This window comes from Chloroflexaceae bacterium, from assembly GCA_025057155.1.
GTDB lineage: Bacteria > Chloroflexota > Chloroflexia > Chloroflexales > Chloroflexaceae > JACAEO01.
In genome coordinates this window covers 257,919-272,812 of sequence record JANWYD010000008.1, presented here as the reverse complement: position 1 = coordinate 272,812, position 14,894 = coordinate 257,919, and the positions used below count along the sequence as shown (strand labels likewise).

The window sequence follows — 14,894 nt, the reverse complement described above, 5'->3', positions numbered from 1 at the left end:
ACAACGCGCCTTTCGTCACCGGCGAGAGCTACACCGTGGACAAGACCGCGCCCGCGGTGACGGCTATCACGCGCCTCGATCCCAACCCCACCTCCGCCGCCAGCGTGCAGTTCCGGGTGACCTTCTCCGAGCCGGTCACCGGCGTGGCTGCGAACGACTTCGCCCTGGCGACCACCGGCAATCTTAGCGGGGCGAGCATCTCCGGCGTTAGCGGCAACGGCGCGACGTACACGGTCACCGTCGCCACGGGAACCGGCGACGGCGCGCTGCGCCTCGATGTGCCCGCCGGGGCGACCATTGCCGACCAGGTGGGGCTCAACGTGAGCAACCTGCCCTTCACCAGCGGGGAGGCGTACACCGTGAATAGCGGCGGGGGCGGCCCGATAGCGACCCCGACCCCCACGCCTTCAGGCGCGACCCCGACCCCGACGCCCCCGGGCGTCACCCCGACCCCGACGCCCCCAGGCGTCACCCCGACCCCGACGCCTCCAGGCGGCAGCACGTCGGTCAGGGTCTACCTGCCGCTGGCGCAGCGCTAAGCGCCTGCCGGGATTGCGATTCTGACGGATCCGGGGACATTGCTTGCTCCCGGATCCTTGATTTGTCCCTTCTAGAGAATTTCTGAGAATAGTTGTCGCAAAGACGCGAAGGCACAGCCTGTTTGTGGTAGTGATGCCAGGCCTGGGCGCCATTGCGTCACGCCGGTCACGGGTAATCGGGAAGCGAGGGTTCAAGGCAGGCGAGAAATGCTGGAGAAGCGCGGAAGGTCAAATCGTAGTCATGTTACAATAGAATGTAATTATGAAAGTGCAATAACCAGGGAGAGTTACAACCCATGACACAGACCGAACAGAAGACGGCTTTCTCCGTACTGCATCGGCACCAGTACGCCAATCTGTTTACCTTTCGCAAGAGCGGCGAGGCCGTCAAGACGCCTGTCTGGTTCGCCCTGCGCGATGGCAAGGCCTATGTGATGACGACGATGGACTCGGGCAAGGTCAAGCGCATCCGCAACAACAGTCGGGTGTTGATCGGCCCGTCGGATCGGGTAGGGCGGCCCCTCGGCCCGACGGTGGAGGCCCGCGCCCGCCTGCTCGCGCCCGAAGAGATCGCCGTGGCCAAAGACGCCCTCGACGAGAAGTACGGGCTGCTGAAGGCGGTCTTCGACTTCTTCGCGACCGTGGCCGACGTCAAGCGCGCCTGGATCGAGATCGAACCGGCCTGAGATTTGCCGCGCACGATAACAATAAGGGGTGCGGGGAAACCTGGTTTCCCCACACCCCTGCTTCAAATACACGGATAAAAAGAAGAGGGGCCGGGCGAATGTCCCGGCCCCTCTTACGTATACCTAATCCGGCTGCGTGACCAGTTCGGTGCCCGCAACCCAGCCCTCGCGACCATCGCTGGTGCGGACGCGCCACCAGGGGTAGTTATCTTTCTGCACGGGGCCTTCCAGCAGCGTCATCGAGGTGCCGGGAGGCAGGCTGGCAAACGCGTTGGTGTCGAGACCCGGGCCGTTGCGGAAGCGCAGGTTCTGGCCGCCGGTCTTGCGCACATAGGCAGTGACCCCTACAGCCAGTTGGCCGGGCGCGGCTGCGGCGGGCGCGCTGCCGACCTTGCCCGCCACGCTGGCGGCAGCGGCGGCGGCCTCCTGCTGAGCCTTTGCCGCCTCCGCCTGGAGGCGGGCCATTTCCGCCTGCATCTTCTGCATCTGCGCCTGGGCCTCGGCGAGGGCCTTCTCGGCAGCGTCACCGGCGCTCGCTTCCTTCTTCGCCTCCTCGAGTTGCTTCTGCAACTCGGCGATCTCCTTGCCTTTCTGCGCGAGCTGATCGCTCATCTGGCGCATGGCCTGGGCGGCCTGCTCCTGCTGAGCCTTTGCCTTCTCCTCTTCTTCCTTCTTCTTGCCGCCGCCAAACAACATGGGATTGCTCCTTCCTGCTCCTGGCTTGACGCCAGGGTGTAGCGAGTTAATTCTGTGCGGTGAAGGCCCGGCTCTCCCACGCCCTCACCCCTGTGGGTGACCCCCGCTTTGTCCTTCCTCAGGTTAGAGACTGCTTCCGGCGTCTGCCGGTCACAGGCCTAGCGGCTCCGCGAGGCCAGGAAATCAATCACATCAATCTTTGTCACGATCCCCGCGACGCGCCCCTCGTCCACCACGACGGCGGCATTGCTGCGCCCGAACAGCGAGGTCAACTCTTCCAGCGGCGTATCGAAGGTCACGGTCGCAACCTCGTGGGTGTGGACGCTTTCAATGGTGTGCTCCATCGAACCGCCGTTCACCAGGTAATCGAGCAGATCGCTCTCGCTGATGATCCCGTGCAGGCCACCCTGCCGGTCAAGCACCGGCAACTGCGAGATTCCATGGGTCTTCATCTGCCGGATGGCGGCGGCAACGGTGGTGGTTTCATCGGCAGCGATCAACGTTCCGGTGCGGGAAGCCAGCAGGTCGCCGACGGTGGCGTCGTCCAGAAAGCCATTCTCGCGCATCCAGTTATCGTCGAAGATCTTGCTCAGGTAGCGGCTGCCGCTGTCGGGGAGCAGCACCACCACCACATCTTCCTCGGTGAGATGCTCGGCTGCGGGCGAGCGGAGCCAGCGCAGGGCGCCGGCGACCGCCAGGCCGCACGAACCGCCGCAGAAGATGCCCTCCTCGCGCACCAGGCGCCGGGTCATCAAGAAGCTCTCGCGATCGCTGACCTGCACCACATCGTCCACCACGCTGAAATCCATGGTGGCAGGGAGAAAATCTTCGCCCACGCCCTCGACCTTGTAGCCGTGCACCGGGCCCGGCTGGCCGGTGCGGAAGTACTCGGTGTAGAGCGAACCCAGAGGATCAACGCCGATCACCTTGACGGCGGGGTTGCGTTCCTTGAGGTACCTGCCCGTGCCGCTGATCGTCCCGCCGGTGCCCATTCCGGCGACGAATACGCTGACCCGCCCGGCGGTCTGCCGCCAGATTTCAGGACCGGTGGAGCGGTAATGGGCCTCGGGGTTGGCCGGGTTCCAGTACTGGCCGGCGAGGATAGCATTGGGCGTCTCCTCGGCCAGACGCCGCGAGACCGAGTAGTAGGAGCGCGGATCGTCGGGTTCAACGGCGGTGGGCGTAATCACCACGCGGGCGCCAAAGGCGCGCAGGGCGCGGATCTTCTCCTCGCTCATCTTATCCGGCATCACGAAGATGCATTTGTAGCCCTTGATCGCGGCGGCAATCGCCAGCCCCATGCCGGTATTGCCGCTGGTCGGCTCCACGATTGTGCCTCCCGGCTTTAACAAGCCGCGCCGCTCCGCGTCTTCGATCATGGCGATGCCGATACGATCTTTAACACTGCCACCGGGATTGAGGAACTCCACCTTCACCGCGACGGTGGGTTTGATGCCGCGGGCCAGCTTATTCAAGCGCACCAGGGGCGTATTGCCGATCGTATCAAGGATAGTAGCGTGAATGCTGAGTGTGGCAGCGGTCGCGTCAGAGGCGGCAGTTGCGGTCACGGAACCCTCCTTGAGCCTGTCGGGACGGCCCTGAGGGACCATCCACTTTGCCGTGGCGCTCCATTGCGCCGTCATAGGCTTGATTTGCCCGGTGTTATGTATCGTAGCACAGCCGTAGTGACGGGGCAAACGGGACTCCCTTCCAACACGCACATATTCAGATTTACCCCAGAGTGCGCCGAGGAATGGAGAGTTAAGCCGGTTGCGCCCCTCCACCCTCTCTGCGGCACGAACGTGGTCGGCAGATATGAACACCATCTCCAGGGCGACATCTTGTGCCCGCCCGTCAGGATCAGGTATAATACAGGAGGTAAAATAACTCTTGAAGAGGCTACAGGCGTGCCCGTTGAGCGCTGCTGAAACCCTGCAACTGATCGCCCGGGAAATCCAGACCTGCACGCGCTGCCCCCTGCACATCGGGCGCACGCACGCGGTTCCCGGTGAAGGACCGCCGGACGCCAGGATCATGTTCATCGGCGAAGGCCCTGGCTATCACGAGGACCGGCGCGGCCGTCCCTTCGTGGGTCCGGCGGGCCAGTTTCTCGATGAATTGCTCGCCATGGCCGGGTTGCGGCGCACTGAGGTGTTCATCGGCAACGTGGTGAAATGCCGCCCGCCGCAGAACCGCGATCCTCAACCCGAGGAGATCAGCGTCTGCACCCAGGCGTTTCTGTTCCGCCAGATCGAGGCCCTCCAGCCGCGCGTGATCGTCACGCTTGGCCGTTTTTCGATGAACCTGTTTCTGCCGGGCGAGAAGATCTCGCGCATCCACGGCCAGCCGCGCAAGGTAGACGGGCGGCTGATTGTGCCGATGATCCACCCGGCAGCGGCGCTGCATCAACCGCAGAATCGCCCGTTAATTGAGGCTGACTTCCGGCGGCTGCCCGAGATACTGGCCGAGGCTGAACGTGAAGCTGCGGCGGAAGAATCCGCGGCTTCGGTCTCCGACGATGAGCCGCCGCTGGAACAACTGAGTCTCTTTTGAGAGCTGGGCATCGGCATTCCTGGTTATCGGACTTGTCGGGCATGAAAACCTACCGTCTCTCCGCCGCAGGCAGACGCAATCTGCTGGTGCTGCTCGCGGCGGCGCTGCTGATCTGGGTGTTCGCGCTGTGGAGCTTCGCGAGCACGCTGCGGATCAGCTATAACCCCCTGCAATTCTGGCCGAGCCTTCAGGAGAGCCTGGCCCAGGGTCTGAGTGTGGGCCAGGTGGTGCCGGCGTTGCTGATGCTGGCGCTCATCGTCGCCACGCCGCTGCTGATCTGGTCGCTACTGGCGGAATGGGCCGCGGCCTACACGCCGGCCCCTGATGGGCTGCACTTCGAGAGCCTGGGCGTTAGCGTGGTGTGTCCCTGGAATCAGGTGCGCGCTGTGCGCCCGGTTGATGCCGACTCCGACGAACCATTCGATGAACTGCTGCTCGACATCGATCCGAGCGTGCAGATTGGCCATCCCGTGGCGCGCTTCCTCCACCGCCAGAGCTGGGGCGCTAATCGCCTGCCGATCTACCCCGGGCTGGAGGAGCGCGAAGAGTTGCTCGACGCCATCCGTGGCGCGCTCGAAGCGACCTCCCCCGCCGAACGCGCCCCGGCGACGGCATAACTGGTCTGGTGAATCGAGGCGCCTGCCCGCCGGCGCCTCTCTCGTATACCCGGCTTTCGGCCACGGCGCCCGCAGACACGCTGCCTGGCGCGGCCTGGCCGACTAATGAGCGCGCCTGCCCGCCGCTCGCGACATGTTCAGAAAGGAGATGAAGCCCCTTCTGGCCAGCGCAGCCAGTGCGTCGGCTTCAACCAACACCTATGGCAAAACAGAGAGTGCGCATGATCCCCCTCGGCGGCGCCGGTGAAGTCGGGCGAAACATGTGGGTCGTGGAGTACGGCGATGAGATTCTCATCCTCGATTGCGGCGTCATGTTCCCTGAAGCCGAGATGCTCGGCGTTGACCTGGTGCTGCCCGATATCACCTACCTGCGTGAAAAGACCGATAAAATCAAAGGCATCCTGTTAACCCACGGCCACGAGGATCATATCGGCGCCGTTCCGCACCTCATCGGCGACCTGGGGTATCCGCCGATCTTCGCCACCCGCCTGACCCATGGCCTGCTCGGGAATAAGCTCAAGGAACATCGCCTCCTTGACAAGGTCACCCAGGTGGTGATCAACGATACTGATCCGTTTCAGGTCGGGTCATTCACCATTGAACCGTTCCATATCGCTCACTCGATCCCCGATGCGGTCGGCTTCGCGATAAATCTGCCTCCCGGCCTGGTGGTGTACCTGACCGACTGGAAGCTCGACCATACCCCGGTTGATGGCAAACCCACCGATATTCAGAAGATCGCCGAACTGGGTCAGCGTAAGCCGCTGGTGCTGATTACGGACTGTGTGCGGGTGGAGACGAAAGGCTACACCCCCTCCGAGCAGACCGTCGGCGAAGCCTTCGACAATATCTTCGCCATCGCCCCCGGACGCATCATTGTGGCGACCTTCGCCTCGAATATCAGCCGGGTCCAGCAGGTCATCGACTCAGCCGAAGCCTACGGGCGCAAGGTGCTGATCGCCGGTCGCAGCATGGAGAACAACTCGCGCATTGCCTTCGAGATGGGCTTCCTGCGCGCCGAGCCGGGCACCCTGATTCGGCCTAATGAACTGTCGGCCTACCCCGATGATCAGATCGCCGTCATCTGCACCGGTTCCCAGGGTGAGCCGATGGCCGCCCTCAACCGCATGGCCAACCGCGACTATCCCCACGTGAAGATCAAACCAGGCGATACGGTGGTGGTCTCGGCCACCCCCATCCCCGGCAACGAGGTCAGCGTGGGGCGCGTTATCAATAACCTGTTCAAGCTCGGCGCCGAGGTGATCTACGGCGGCCAGGCCAATGTGCACGTCTCCGGCCACGCCGCCCAGGAGGAACTGAAACTGGTGCTCTCCCTGCTGCGACCGGAGTTCGTGGTGCCCTTCCACGGCGACTATCGCCATATGGTGCTCTACCGCAAGATGGCCGTGGGCATGGGCGCCGGCTATACCAACGACAACGTGCTCATCCCCGAGGGTGGCACGATTATGGAGTTCTCCCGCGGCTTCGGCAAGATCACCGGCAAGGCGCCCGTCGGATACATCTACGTGGACGGGACGACAGTCGGCGATGTGGGCAACGTGGTCGTGCGTGACCGGCAGATGCTCGCCAAAGACGGCATGCTTATCGTCGTCGTGGGCATTGACAGCGCCACCGGCGAACTGGTCTCCGGTCCCGATGTGGTCTCGCGCGGCTTTGTGTACATGCGCCAGAGCCAGGATCTCGTTGAGGCGACGAAGGAGGCCGTGCGCGCTGCGCTCACGACGCGCAACGGGGTGGTCAGCGGCGCGGGCGTAGACGCGAGCTTCATTAACCGGAAGATCAAGGACGTGGTGAGCGAGTTCCTGTACCGCGAGACAAAGCGGCGCCCGATGGTGCTGCCAATGGTGATGGAAGTGTGAGCAACCCGCCGGCAGTCGCATATGGCGAGAGGTGCGGAGAGGGCGGCTCTCCGCACTGTTTTTTTATTCCGCCTGCGGGCCGAACGGATGACGGGGAAAGGCTTCACCTCCTCAATGTCCGTCGAGAGAGTCCAGCCCTCCCCGGTGGCAGGAGCAAGAAGACATCAGGTTGCCCTGAGCCTTGCCTTCGTGACAGATTTATGGGAGATCGGCGACAAAGGCGCGGAGAGCCGCTGTTGTAGCGGCAAATTGCTCTTCGAGCGCGAGGTGGAGGTCGGGCGAGAGAGGCTGCCCCTGGTTACAGGCCGCTTCGATCGCGGCGCAACGCGCTGCCAGGGCGCTGGCGCCAATGCTCAGGCAACTCCCCTGCAGCCGGTGGGCCAGCCGGGAAACGGCCCGCGGATCGCCGCGTTCGAGCGCCAGACCCAGCGCCGCGAGCAGCGGCGGCGTCTCTATGGCATAGGTTTCGACAATACTGCGCAACAGGGCCGGGCCATCTGGACCTACCATGTCCAGGAACTCGCGCAGTACATGCGTATCCATTACGTCCGTAGGCGGCTCAATCAGTTCACGCACCATAAGCATTCCCCTGTTTGCCTCCTTTTAACCAAATTTTTACCATAGCCCCGGAAAGCATGGCTATAGGACTATGGTCCTATCCGGCTATAGTCCTTATGGGACCAGGGGACTACAAAACTGCCGGTAGAGCAACCCTCAGGGTTGCTCTACCGGGCTGCTCCACCGGCCATTGTCTCAATGGTATAATGAGCAACAGCATGCTCACCATTATGGAAAACCGTCCTGGCAGGAGCACTACCATGACCATCAGCGCCTCGCCCGACACAGCCACCCTGACTGCCTGCCACGAGCGGCTGCGGGTCGTCTTCGCGCCGGACCAGCCGGTCTTCATCACTGAGGAGGTCTACGATCCGGTCGGCCCGCTCTGGCGGGTGACACTGGTCTATCGCGATCCCTACGGCGCCTGGCGCCGTAGGCGCTACCGCTACGATATTCCCAGCGACACCCTCTATTTCGCTGGCGAAGAGCCGGTTCAACCCGACGATGTGCGCGCCGCGCGCCGCTCCGGGCGACCGCTAGCCACGCCGGCTGGCAATGGACGCGGCTCGAAGTGAGGAGGCGCGGGAGCAACTCCATAATCGTTACGCTCAACCGCGCAGAAACATGAAAGCGCCACTATGTCTTCTCCATCGGTAGATGTGCCACGGAAAGGCGGCCCGTCGCGCCGGGCCATGATTGCCCTCTCGGTGATCGGGGCGCTGGCGTTGATCGTGGCCGTTCTGAGCCTGAACAACGGCGGCGCGGTCAACTACCTCACCGGCGGATCGAGCGTCCTGGTGCTGGCCCTGCCCGTCTTTCTCACCGGGGTGCTCAGCTTCCTCTCGCCGTGCACCCTGCCCATTCTGCCCGCCTACTTCGCAGTCACCTTCCAGGCCCGGCGCCACAGCATCTTCCTCATGAGCCTGGCCTTCTTCTTCGGCCTCGCCACGACCCTGACCCTGCTCGGCGGGGCCATCAGCGCCCTGACCGGCCTGCTCTTCGCCAACCGCGATCTGTTGCAGGTGATCGGCGGGATTGTGATCGTCATCTTTGGCGCGCTGGGCATTTTTGGCAAGGGTTTCGCCGGCATGCAGATTGACGAGCGTCCCGCCGCCACGCTGCTCGGCTCGTACCTCTATGGGGCCACCTTCGCCCTGGGCTGGACGGCCTGCGCCGGGCCGCTGTTCGGCGCCTTCATGACCATGCTCGCCGTCTCGGAGAACGTCGCGGTGCTGCAGGGCGCGGTGCTGGCCTTTATCTACGCCGTGGGCCTGGGGTTGCCGCTGATCATCGTCGCCACCTTCTTCAACCGCCTGGGCCGCGGCTCGCGGTTCTGGCGCATGATCAGCGGGCGCGGCTTCGAGGTGCGCCTCTTTGGCCGCACCCTCTACCTGCACACCACCAGCGTTATCGGCGGTCTGCTCATGATCGCCATCGGCGTGCTGCTGGCGACCGGCCGGCTTGAGGCTATGACCCGGTTGGCCAGCGGCAGCGACCTCGGCGCCTGGTTCGTAACCATTGAGACGAAGCTCAGTGAAATGTTTGGCCTGCGATGAGCCAGAAGCCCGTGCGCGCGGCAGGCGCGGTCGTCTATACCCGCGGCAATGACGGCATCCTGCTAGTGTTGCTGATCAAAGACCGCTATGGCGAGTGGACCCTGCCCAAGGGCCATGTTGAGCCGGACGAGGCTGAGGAGGCCGCGGCCGTGCGCGAGATCGCCGAGGAGACCGGCATCGCCTGCACCATCGAAGGCCCCCTCGCCCGCGTGAGCTACCCGATTCTCAAGCATGGCGCGTGGCGCGACAAGGAAGTTACCTACTTCCTGGCCCGCGCCGACCGCGCCACCCCCGTGCCTGCCACCGCCGAGGGCATCAGCGAAGCGCGCTGGGCAGCGCCCGCCGAGGCCCTGGCCACCATTAGCTACAGCCAGATCCGCGACGTGACCCGGCAGGCCCTTGCCGCGCTGGGCGAGCGGGTCTGAAGGCCGCGACGTGGCGCTACGTGCGGCCAGCCGCCCGGATCGCGTCGTACAAACCTTCCCGAGGCGTATGGATTGGGCGGGGAAACGAATATTTCCCCGCCCACTGCCTGAGACCGCACCCCTATGCGCCGCGCCGGGACCCCACAATCGAAAAGCCGCGGCTGGCAATCGTATCAGGGGCCGCGATCAATCCGCGGCAGCACAATGCCCACCTGGCCCTGGTACTTTCCGCGCTTGTCGGCATACGACACCTCGCACACCTCGTCGCTCTCCAGAAAGATCACCTGGCCGATCCCCTCGTTGGCGTAGATCCGCGCCGGCAGCGGAGTGGTGTTGCTGATCTCGATCGTCACATAGCCCTCCCACTCCGGCTCCAGCGGCGTAATGTTCACCAGAATGCCGCAGCGGGCATAGGTGCTCTTGCCGATCACGATGCAGGAGACGCTGCGCGGGATGCGGAAGCGTTCTACTGAACGACCCAGGGCAAACGAGTTTGGCGGAATGTCTATATGATCGACCTTCATATCTACGAACGATCGTGGATCGATACGTTTTGGATCAACGATTACGTTCCAGACATTCGTAAACACCTTGAATTCATCAGCCACTCGCAGATCGTAACCATATGATGTTAAACCATACGAAATAACCCCTTCGCGTACCTGTCCGTCAACAAACGGGTCAATCATGCCATGCTCCAGGGCCATCTTGCGGATCCAGCGGTCGGACTTGATGGGCATAAGTTTTCTCCATCCAGGCAGGCAGGGCAACCCTGAGGGTTGCCCTACAACACCGGCGCGGCGTTCATGTCTCGTTGCGTGCAGGGCAACCCTCAGGGTTGCCCCTACAACACCACTGCGGCGTTCATGTCTCGTTGCGTCAAAGCCATGTTATAATACCATCCAGACCATCTGTGATGTTCAACACAAAGGATTCTAAACTCATTCACGGGGCCTGGCCCTTAGAAAGAGCACCCGGACGTGAAAGAGTTGTTCCGCCGCACCAGGAAGAGCTTCTCGTCGGCCGAGATCTCCGAGCAGGCGCAGATCCCCGATGACCTGTGGGTCAAATGCAGCGCCTGCCGCGAGATCATCTACAAAAAGCAGTTGTACGACAACCTGAAGGTCTGCCCCAAGTGCGGGCATCACATGCGCATGAGCGCCCACGAGTGGCTCGGCCTCCTCGATGTGGGTTCTTTCAGCGAAACGGACGTGCACCTGCTGCCCACCGATCCCCTTGGCTTCGTAACCCCCGACGAAAGTTACGCCGTCAAGCTCAAGAAGTCACAGCAGCGCACCGGCATGGCCGACGCGGTGATCGCTGGCGTCGGCAGCATCAACGGCATCGTGCTGGCCCTGGGCGTGGGCGACTTCAGCTTCATGGGCGCCTCGATGGGCAGCGTCTATGGCGAGAAGATGGCCCGCGCCGCCGAGCGCGCCGCCGAGATGGGCATCCCTCTGCTGACCATCAACACCTCCGGCGGCGCGCGCCAGCAAGAGGGCGTTATCGCGCTAATGCAGATGGCCAAGGTGACTATGGCCCTCAACCGCCTGGCCGAGGCGGGCCAGCCGCATATCGCCGTGCTGGTGGACCCGTGCTATGGCGGCGTCACCGCTTCCTACCCTTCGGTGGCCGACATTATCATCGCCGAGCCGGGCGCCAACATCGGTTTCGCCGGCAAGCGGCTGATCGAGCAGATCATCCGCCAGAAGCTGCCCGCCGGGTTCCAGACGGCCGAGTTTATGCTCGAGCACGGCATGATTGACATGGTCGTACCGCGCAACGAACTGCGCGACGTGCTTGCCCGCCTGCTGCGCCACTACGATCGCCGGCGCCAGACCGAGCGCGCGCCTGCCGGCCAGGCGGCGGCTTATGCCAACGGGAGGCCCTGATGGAGCCACACGTTCTCGCCACGGCGAACCAGGAACAACTCAGCGCCTGGGACAGAGTGCTTCGCGCTCGCCAGCCGCAGCGCCCGCACACGCTCGATTATGTTTTTGCGCTGTGCGAAGATTTTGTCGAACTGCACGGCGACCGGCGCTTCGGCGATGACCCTGCGGTGGTCGGCGGTCTCGCTGCTTTTGGCGAGCGCACGGTGGTAGTGATTGGCCACCAGAAGGGCGGCGATACGCGCGAGAACATGCGCCGCAACTTCGGCATGCCCCATCCTGAGGGCTACCGCAAGGCCCTGCGGCTGATGCGCCACGCCGAGAAGTTCGGCCTGCCACTGATCTGCTTCGTTGACACTCCGGGCGCCAACCCCAACAAGGAGTCCGAGGAGCGCGGCCAGGCCAACGCCATTGCCGAGTGCATCCACGCGATGACCAACCTGCGCACGCCCATTGTGGCAGCGGTGATCGGCGAAGGCGGCAGCGGCGGGGCGCTGGCGATCAGCGTAGGCGACCGCATTCTGATGCAGGAGAACGCGATCTACTCCGTAGCCTCGCCTGAAGCCGCCGCCTCGATCCTCTGGCGCGATGCCGCCCGCGCCCCCGACGCCGCCAGCGCCCTGAAGCTCACCGCTCAGGATCTCTACGCTCTGGAGATTATTGATGAGGTGGTGCCCGAACCGCCCGGCGGCGCGCACCTGAACCCCCAGGAGGCGATTACTACCCTCGGCAAGCGCATCCAGGCCCACCTCGATGAATTGTGCGCCCTGGACCTGCCCACGCTCCTGCAGCGCCGCTACGCCAAGTATCGCGCAATGGGCCGCTACCAGGAGCTTGCCGACGTGCTGCTGCGTTCGGTCAAACGGGGGTGATTGCTGCACGTGTGGGCCACGGATATCTCCGGGAGGGCCTTGCCCTCCCAGACCCTCCCCCTTGCCGCAATCCAAAATCCAAAATCCAAAATCGCATCATCCTGGCTTCCACAGGTTGATCACGCCATCGCCCGAACTCGAGGCGAGCAAGGCGCCCGTAGGCGCGAAGGCCAGGCCAACTACCCCGCTGCCGTGCCCGCTGAGGACCTGCCGCAACCTGCCGTCAACCGTCTGCCACAGGCGGATCTCCCCATCAATGCTGCCCGCAGCCGCTACCAGACCCTCGGGATGCAGGGCGACCACGCGCACGCTGCTCTCATGACCCTGGAGGCGGTGGCGGAGCGTTCCTGCCTCCATATCCCACAGCAGCACCGGCCCATCGCCGCTGGTGGAGAGCAGCAGCGTGCCGTCCTTGCTGAACGCCAGGCCGATTACCGCACCGCGATGGCCCTCCAGCACGCTCTTCGCTGCACCGCGGGTCAGGTCGTAGATCCTGATCCGCCCATCGCCGCACCCCACAGCCAGGCTGTGCCCTCCGGGGCCAACCGCCAGGCTCAGGGCGCCTCCTTCGGGGGCGATGCGTTCAAGGAGCGCCCCGTCACTCGTTCGCCATAGACACACCACCCGGTCAGCCCCGGCGGTGATCAGCATGCTCCCGGTAGGGCCAAAGGCGACGCTGCTGAAATAGCCCCGGTTGCCCCCGATGGCGCGCAGCAGGCGCCCCGTGCGGAGCTGCCAGAGCCGGACAACCTCGCTGCCGCCGGTCGCGGCGACGAACTGGCCGTCGGGGCTGAAGGCTACACTGAGGACATTGATGCCCTGTTCATCGAGCATCGCCGTCTGCGCGCCGTCCGCTACGCGCCAGAGCCGCACCGTGCCATCCCAGCCGCCTGAGGCCAGCAGCCGGCCATCGGGCGACACGTCAAGGCCCCAGACGGCGCCGCGATGCCCGTTGAGCTGGCGCAGGCGCCGGACCGCGCCCCCCTCCCAGTCGGGCGAGCGCTGCCCAACCACGCCGCGCACCCACAGCGCCCGCCAGCGCGAGAGGTGGGCCTGCAGTTCAACGCGAAAGGCGACGCCGGAGCGGTCTCTCAGGAGCAGCGTGCCCTGTAGGCGGCCGCCATCGCGCAGCCGACGCATATCGGCGGTGACTTTAAGGCGGCACTGCTGGCCAGGGCGCAGGCTGAGCCGCGGTTGGGCCGGCAGCGCCCAGCGCGGAGTTTCGATCTCCAGTTGCAACAGGCGCCGGCCTGCGTTGGAAAGCACCACCCACTCCGCGCGCCGTTCGTCCACACCGAGGGCGCCGTAGTCGATCACGCGCCGGTCGGCCACCAGGCGCGGCGAGGCTGCGCCGAAGCCTGCCGGGTCCAGGGTGGCGAGCAGTTCGTCAAGCCCGGCGTCTTGATCGGTCGGGTTGCGAGCAACAATCGCCCGCATATCCGCGGCCAGCTTATTGCGCCCCCACAACTGCGTTACCTGGTCGGGGAGCGCGCCGTAGAGCCAGTTTGCGGCCTGTTGCCAGTGCTTCTCAACCCAGAGGGCCAGGGCGTGCTCGTCAGGAATGGCCGTGCCGTCGGGGGCCTGGAGCGGCGAACGTTTCGGCGGGGCGATCAGCCGGTCCAGGGCCGCTACCATTTCCGCGGCGCCGGGCCGGTCTTCGGGGCGGAAGGCCAGGCCACGGGCAATCAGCGCGGCAATATCGGGATGCAGGTTGGGATTGAGGCTTCGCACCGGCGGAAAGGGATTGATGGCTCCACGGAGAAAATCGGGCAACTCGGCGCGGGTCAGGGTGGGCTGGTGACCGGTAAGAATGGTGTGCAGCGTGGCCGCCAGTGCATAGACATCGCTGCGCGGCCCGGCCTGACCGCGCCACTGCTCGGGGGGCGTGAAGCCAAGCGTGCCGGCAAGCTGCGTATGCTGGGGGTTGAGATCGGGCTGCATAGGGGCTACCCGCGAGAGCCCAAAGTCAATCAGCCAGACCCGCCCGGCGCTGTCAATGATGATATTCGAGGGCTTCACGTCGCGATGGAGCACTGGTTCTGGGCGCCGGCTATGCATGTAGGCCAGGGCCGCGGCGACGTCACGGACAATAGGCAGGGCGATTTCGGGGGGCAGGACGCCGCCACGTTCGCGCACGATCTGGCTGAGGTCGCGACCCTCGACGTACTTCATCACCAGCACGCCCTGCTCGGGCAGGTACTCGTAGATCTCTGGAATGTTGGGATGGCCGGGGGTGTTGAGTGTTACCAGCAACTCGGCCTCACGGGCGAAGTTGCGGGCGGCAAACTCGCGGGTGCGGGCGCTCCAGGCCGGATTGGGGTTGTGCCGCTTTGCGACGGCGAAACGGTTCAGTTGCCGGTCGTTGACCAGGTAGGCCTCGGCGAAACCGCCTTTGCCAATCGCTCGCTCCACGATGTAGCGGCCCTGCGGATCAATCGCCGCACCACGGGGCAACCCGACCTGGGGCGCAGCGGCAACGCCAGAACGGGTTGCGCCCGCCCCGTCCGCAGGAGGGGGCGCCGGAACGGTAGGTGCGACCCGCGCCCCGCAGGCGTTGCAGAAGCGGGAGCCTGGCGGATTAGCGTGCCCGCAGGCCGGGCAGATCACAGCCGGAGGCGCCATA

General features: G+C 64.6%; 15 protein-coding genes. 10 read left to right on the top strand and 5 right to left on the bottom strand.

The window, feature by feature from the left end:
- Together NZU74_09480 and NZU74_09475 are read left to right on the top strand one after the other, a co-directional pair.
- A partial coding sequence (locus tag NZU74_09480) for a hypothetical protein (protein ID MCS6881552.1) occupies window positions 1–539 on the top strand: 539 nt, incomplete at its 5' end.
- Between the two features lie 296 nt (window positions 540–835).
- A complete protein-coding gene (locus NZU74_09475; GenBank protein ID MCS6881551.1) occupies window positions 836–1,225 on the top strand; it encodes a PPOX class F420-dependent oxidoreductase in 390 nt (129 codons plus the stop codon).
- 123 nt (window positions 1,226–1,348) lie between these two features.
- Here the strand turns inward: NZU74_09475 and NZU74_09470 are convergent, their stop codons facing one another.
- Together NZU74_09470 and NZU74_09465 are read right to left on the bottom strand one after the other, a co-directional pair.
- Window positions 1,349–1,921 carry an SH3 domain-containing protein gene (locus tag NZU74_09470; protein MCS6881550.1) on the bottom strand — a complete coding sequence of 191 codons (573 nt, stop codon included), beginning with the start codon at window positions 1,919–1,921 and terminating at the stop codon, window positions 1,349–1,351.
- A 158-nt stretch (window positions 1,922–2,079) separates the two neighbouring features.
- The gene (locus NZU74_09465; GenBank protein ID MCS6881549.1) at window positions 2,080–3,489 is read right to left on the bottom strand and encodes a cystathionine beta-synthase; all 1,410 of its coding nucleotides are present in this window, start codon (window positions 3,487–3,489) and stop codon (window positions 2,080–2,082) included.
- A 346-nt stretch (window positions 3,490–3,835) separates the two neighbouring features.
- On the opposite strand from NZU74_09465, the gene NZU74_09460 reads away from it, so the two are divergent.
- The 3 genes from NZU74_09460 to NZU74_09450 all read left to right on the top strand — a co-directional run bounded on the left by NZU74_09460 (window position 3,836) and on the right by NZU74_09450 (window position 6,971).
- Window positions 3,836–4,474: a uracil-DNA glycosylase gene (locus tag NZU74_09460; protein ID MCS6881548.1), complete on the top strand. Its 639-nt coding sequence runs from the start codon at window positions 3,836–3,838 to the stop codon at window positions 4,472–4,474.
- 41 nt (window positions 4,475–4,515) lie between these two features.
- Entirely contained in the window at window positions 4,516–5,091 is a 576-nt protein-coding gene (locus NZU74_09455) for a hypothetical protein (protein ID MCS6881547.1), read from the top strand.
- A 200-nt stretch (window positions 5,092–5,291) separates the two neighbouring features.
- The gene (locus NZU74_09450; protein ID MCS6881546.1) at window positions 5,292–6,971 is read left to right on the top strand and encodes a ribonuclease J; all 1,680 of its coding nucleotides are present in this window, start codon (window positions 5,292–5,294) and stop codon (window positions 6,969–6,971) included.
- 198 nt (window positions 6,972–7,169) lie between these two features.
- Here the strand turns inward: NZU74_09450 and NZU74_09445 are convergent, their stop codons facing one another.
- The gene (locus tag NZU74_09445; protein ID MCS6881545.1) at window positions 7,170–7,556 is read right to left on the bottom strand and encodes an Hpt domain-containing protein; all 387 of its coding nucleotides are present in this window, start codon (window positions 7,554–7,556) and stop codon (window positions 7,170–7,172) included.
- A gap of 233 nt (window positions 7,557–7,789) precedes the next feature.
- Here NZU74_09445 and NZU74_09440 point away from each other — a divergent pair, with 233 nt between their 5' ends.
- The 3 genes from NZU74_09440 (at window position 7,790) to NZU74_09430 (ending at window position 9,510) form a co-directional block, all read left to right on the top strand.
- On the top strand, window positions 7,790–8,104 hold the full coding sequence (locus NZU74_09440; protein MCS6881544.1) for a hypothetical protein: 315 nt from the start codon (window positions 7,790–7,792) through the stop codon (window positions 8,102–8,104).
- Window positions 8,105–8,167: 63 nt separating this feature from the next.
- The gene (locus NZU74_09435) at window positions 8,168–9,085 is read left to right on the top strand and encodes a cytochrome c biogenesis CcdA family protein (protein MCS6881543.1); all 918 of its coding nucleotides are present in this window, start codon (window positions 8,168–8,170) and stop codon (window positions 9,083–9,085) included.
- Complete coding sequence (locus NZU74_09430) at window positions 9,082–9,510, top strand: NUDIX domain-containing protein (protein ID MCS6881542.1); 429 nt, start codon at window positions 9,082–9,084, stop codon at window positions 9,508–9,510. Before NZU74_09435 ends, NZU74_09430 begins: the two co-directional genes overlap by 4 nt.
- 173 nt (window positions 9,511–9,683) lie before the next feature.
- Here the strand turns inward: NZU74_09430 and dcd are convergent, their stop codons facing one another.
- Window positions 9,684–10,250, bottom strand: a complete 567-nt coding sequence (gene dcd / locus NZU74_09425; protein MCS6881541.1) for a dCTP deaminase — start codon at window positions 10,248–10,250, stop codon at window positions 9,684–9,686.
- A 240-nt stretch (window positions 10,251–10,490) separates the two neighbouring features.
- On the opposite strand from dcd, the gene accD reads away from it, so the two are divergent.
- Window positions 10,491–11,402: an acetyl-CoA carboxylase, carboxyltransferase subunit beta gene (accD, locus tag NZU74_09420; GenBank protein ID MCS6881540.1), complete on the top strand. Its 912-nt coding sequence runs from the start codon at window positions 10,491–10,493 to the stop codon at window positions 11,400–11,402.
- Window positions 11,402–12,271 (top strand): acetyl-CoA carboxylase carboxyltransferase subunit alpha, encoded by an 870-nt coding sequence (locus NZU74_09415; GenBank protein ID MCS6881539.1) that lies wholly within the window; start codon window positions 11,402–11,404, stop codon window positions 12,269–12,271. The genes accD and NZU74_09415 overlap by 1 nt, the downstream gene beginning before the upstream one ends.
- 96 nt (window positions 12,272–12,367) lie before the next feature.
- Here NZU74_09415 and NZU74_09410 read toward each other — a convergent pair whose 3' ends face one another.
- Window positions 12,368–14,893, bottom strand: coding sequence for a WD40 repeat domain-containing serine/threonine-protein kinase (locus NZU74_09410; GenBank protein ID MCS6881538.1), 2,526 nt, complete (start codon window positions 14,891–14,893; stop codon window positions 12,368–12,370).
- Between the last annotated feature and the right edge of the window lies 1 nt (window position 14,894).

Bases quoted from the DNA above. Each gene is read 5' to 3' on its own strand.
- NZU74_09440 (MCS6881544.1), top strand. From the start codon at position 7,790: ATGACCATCAGCGCCTCGCCCGACACAGCCACCCTGACTGCCTGCCAC.
- NZU74_09470 (MCS6881550.1), bottom strand. From the start codon at position 1,921: ATGTTGTTTGGCGGCGGCAAGAAGAAGGAAGAAGAGGAGAAGGCAAAG.
- NZU74_09410 (MCS6881538.1), bottom strand. From the start codon at position 14,893: ATGGCGCCTCCGGCTGTGATCTGCCCGGCCTGCGGGCACGCTAATCCG.
- NZU74_09445 (MCS6881545.1), bottom strand. From the start codon at position 7,556: ATGCTTATGGTGCGTGAACTGATTGAGCCGCCTACGGACGTAATGGAT.
- dcd (MCS6881541.1), bottom strand. From the start codon at position 10,250: ATGCCCATCAAGTCCGACCGCTGGATCCGCAAGATGGCCCTGGAGCAT.
- NZU74_09435 (MCS6881543.1), top strand. From the start codon at position 8,168: ATGTCTTCTCCATCGGTAGATGTGCCACGGAAAGGCGGCCCGTCGCGC.
- NZU74_09455 (MCS6881547.1), top strand. From the start codon at position 4,516: ATGAAAACCTACCGTCTCTCCGCCGCAGGCAGACGCAATCTGCTGGTG.
- NZU74_09450 (MCS6881546.1), top strand. From the start codon at position 5,292: ATGGCAAAACAGAGAGTGCGCATGATCCCCCTCGGCGGCGCCGGTGAA.
- NZU74_09430 (MCS6881542.1), top strand. From the start codon at position 9,082: ATGAGCCAGAAGCCCGTGCGCGCGGCAGGCGCGGTCGTCTATACCCGC.
- NZU74_09415 (MCS6881539.1), top strand. From the start codon at position 11,402: ATGGAGCCACACGTTCTCGCCACGGCGAACCAGGAACAACTCAGCGCC.
- NZU74_09475 (MCS6881551.1), top strand. From the start codon at position 836: ATGACACAGACCGAACAGAAGACGGCTTTCTCCGTACTGCATCGGCAC.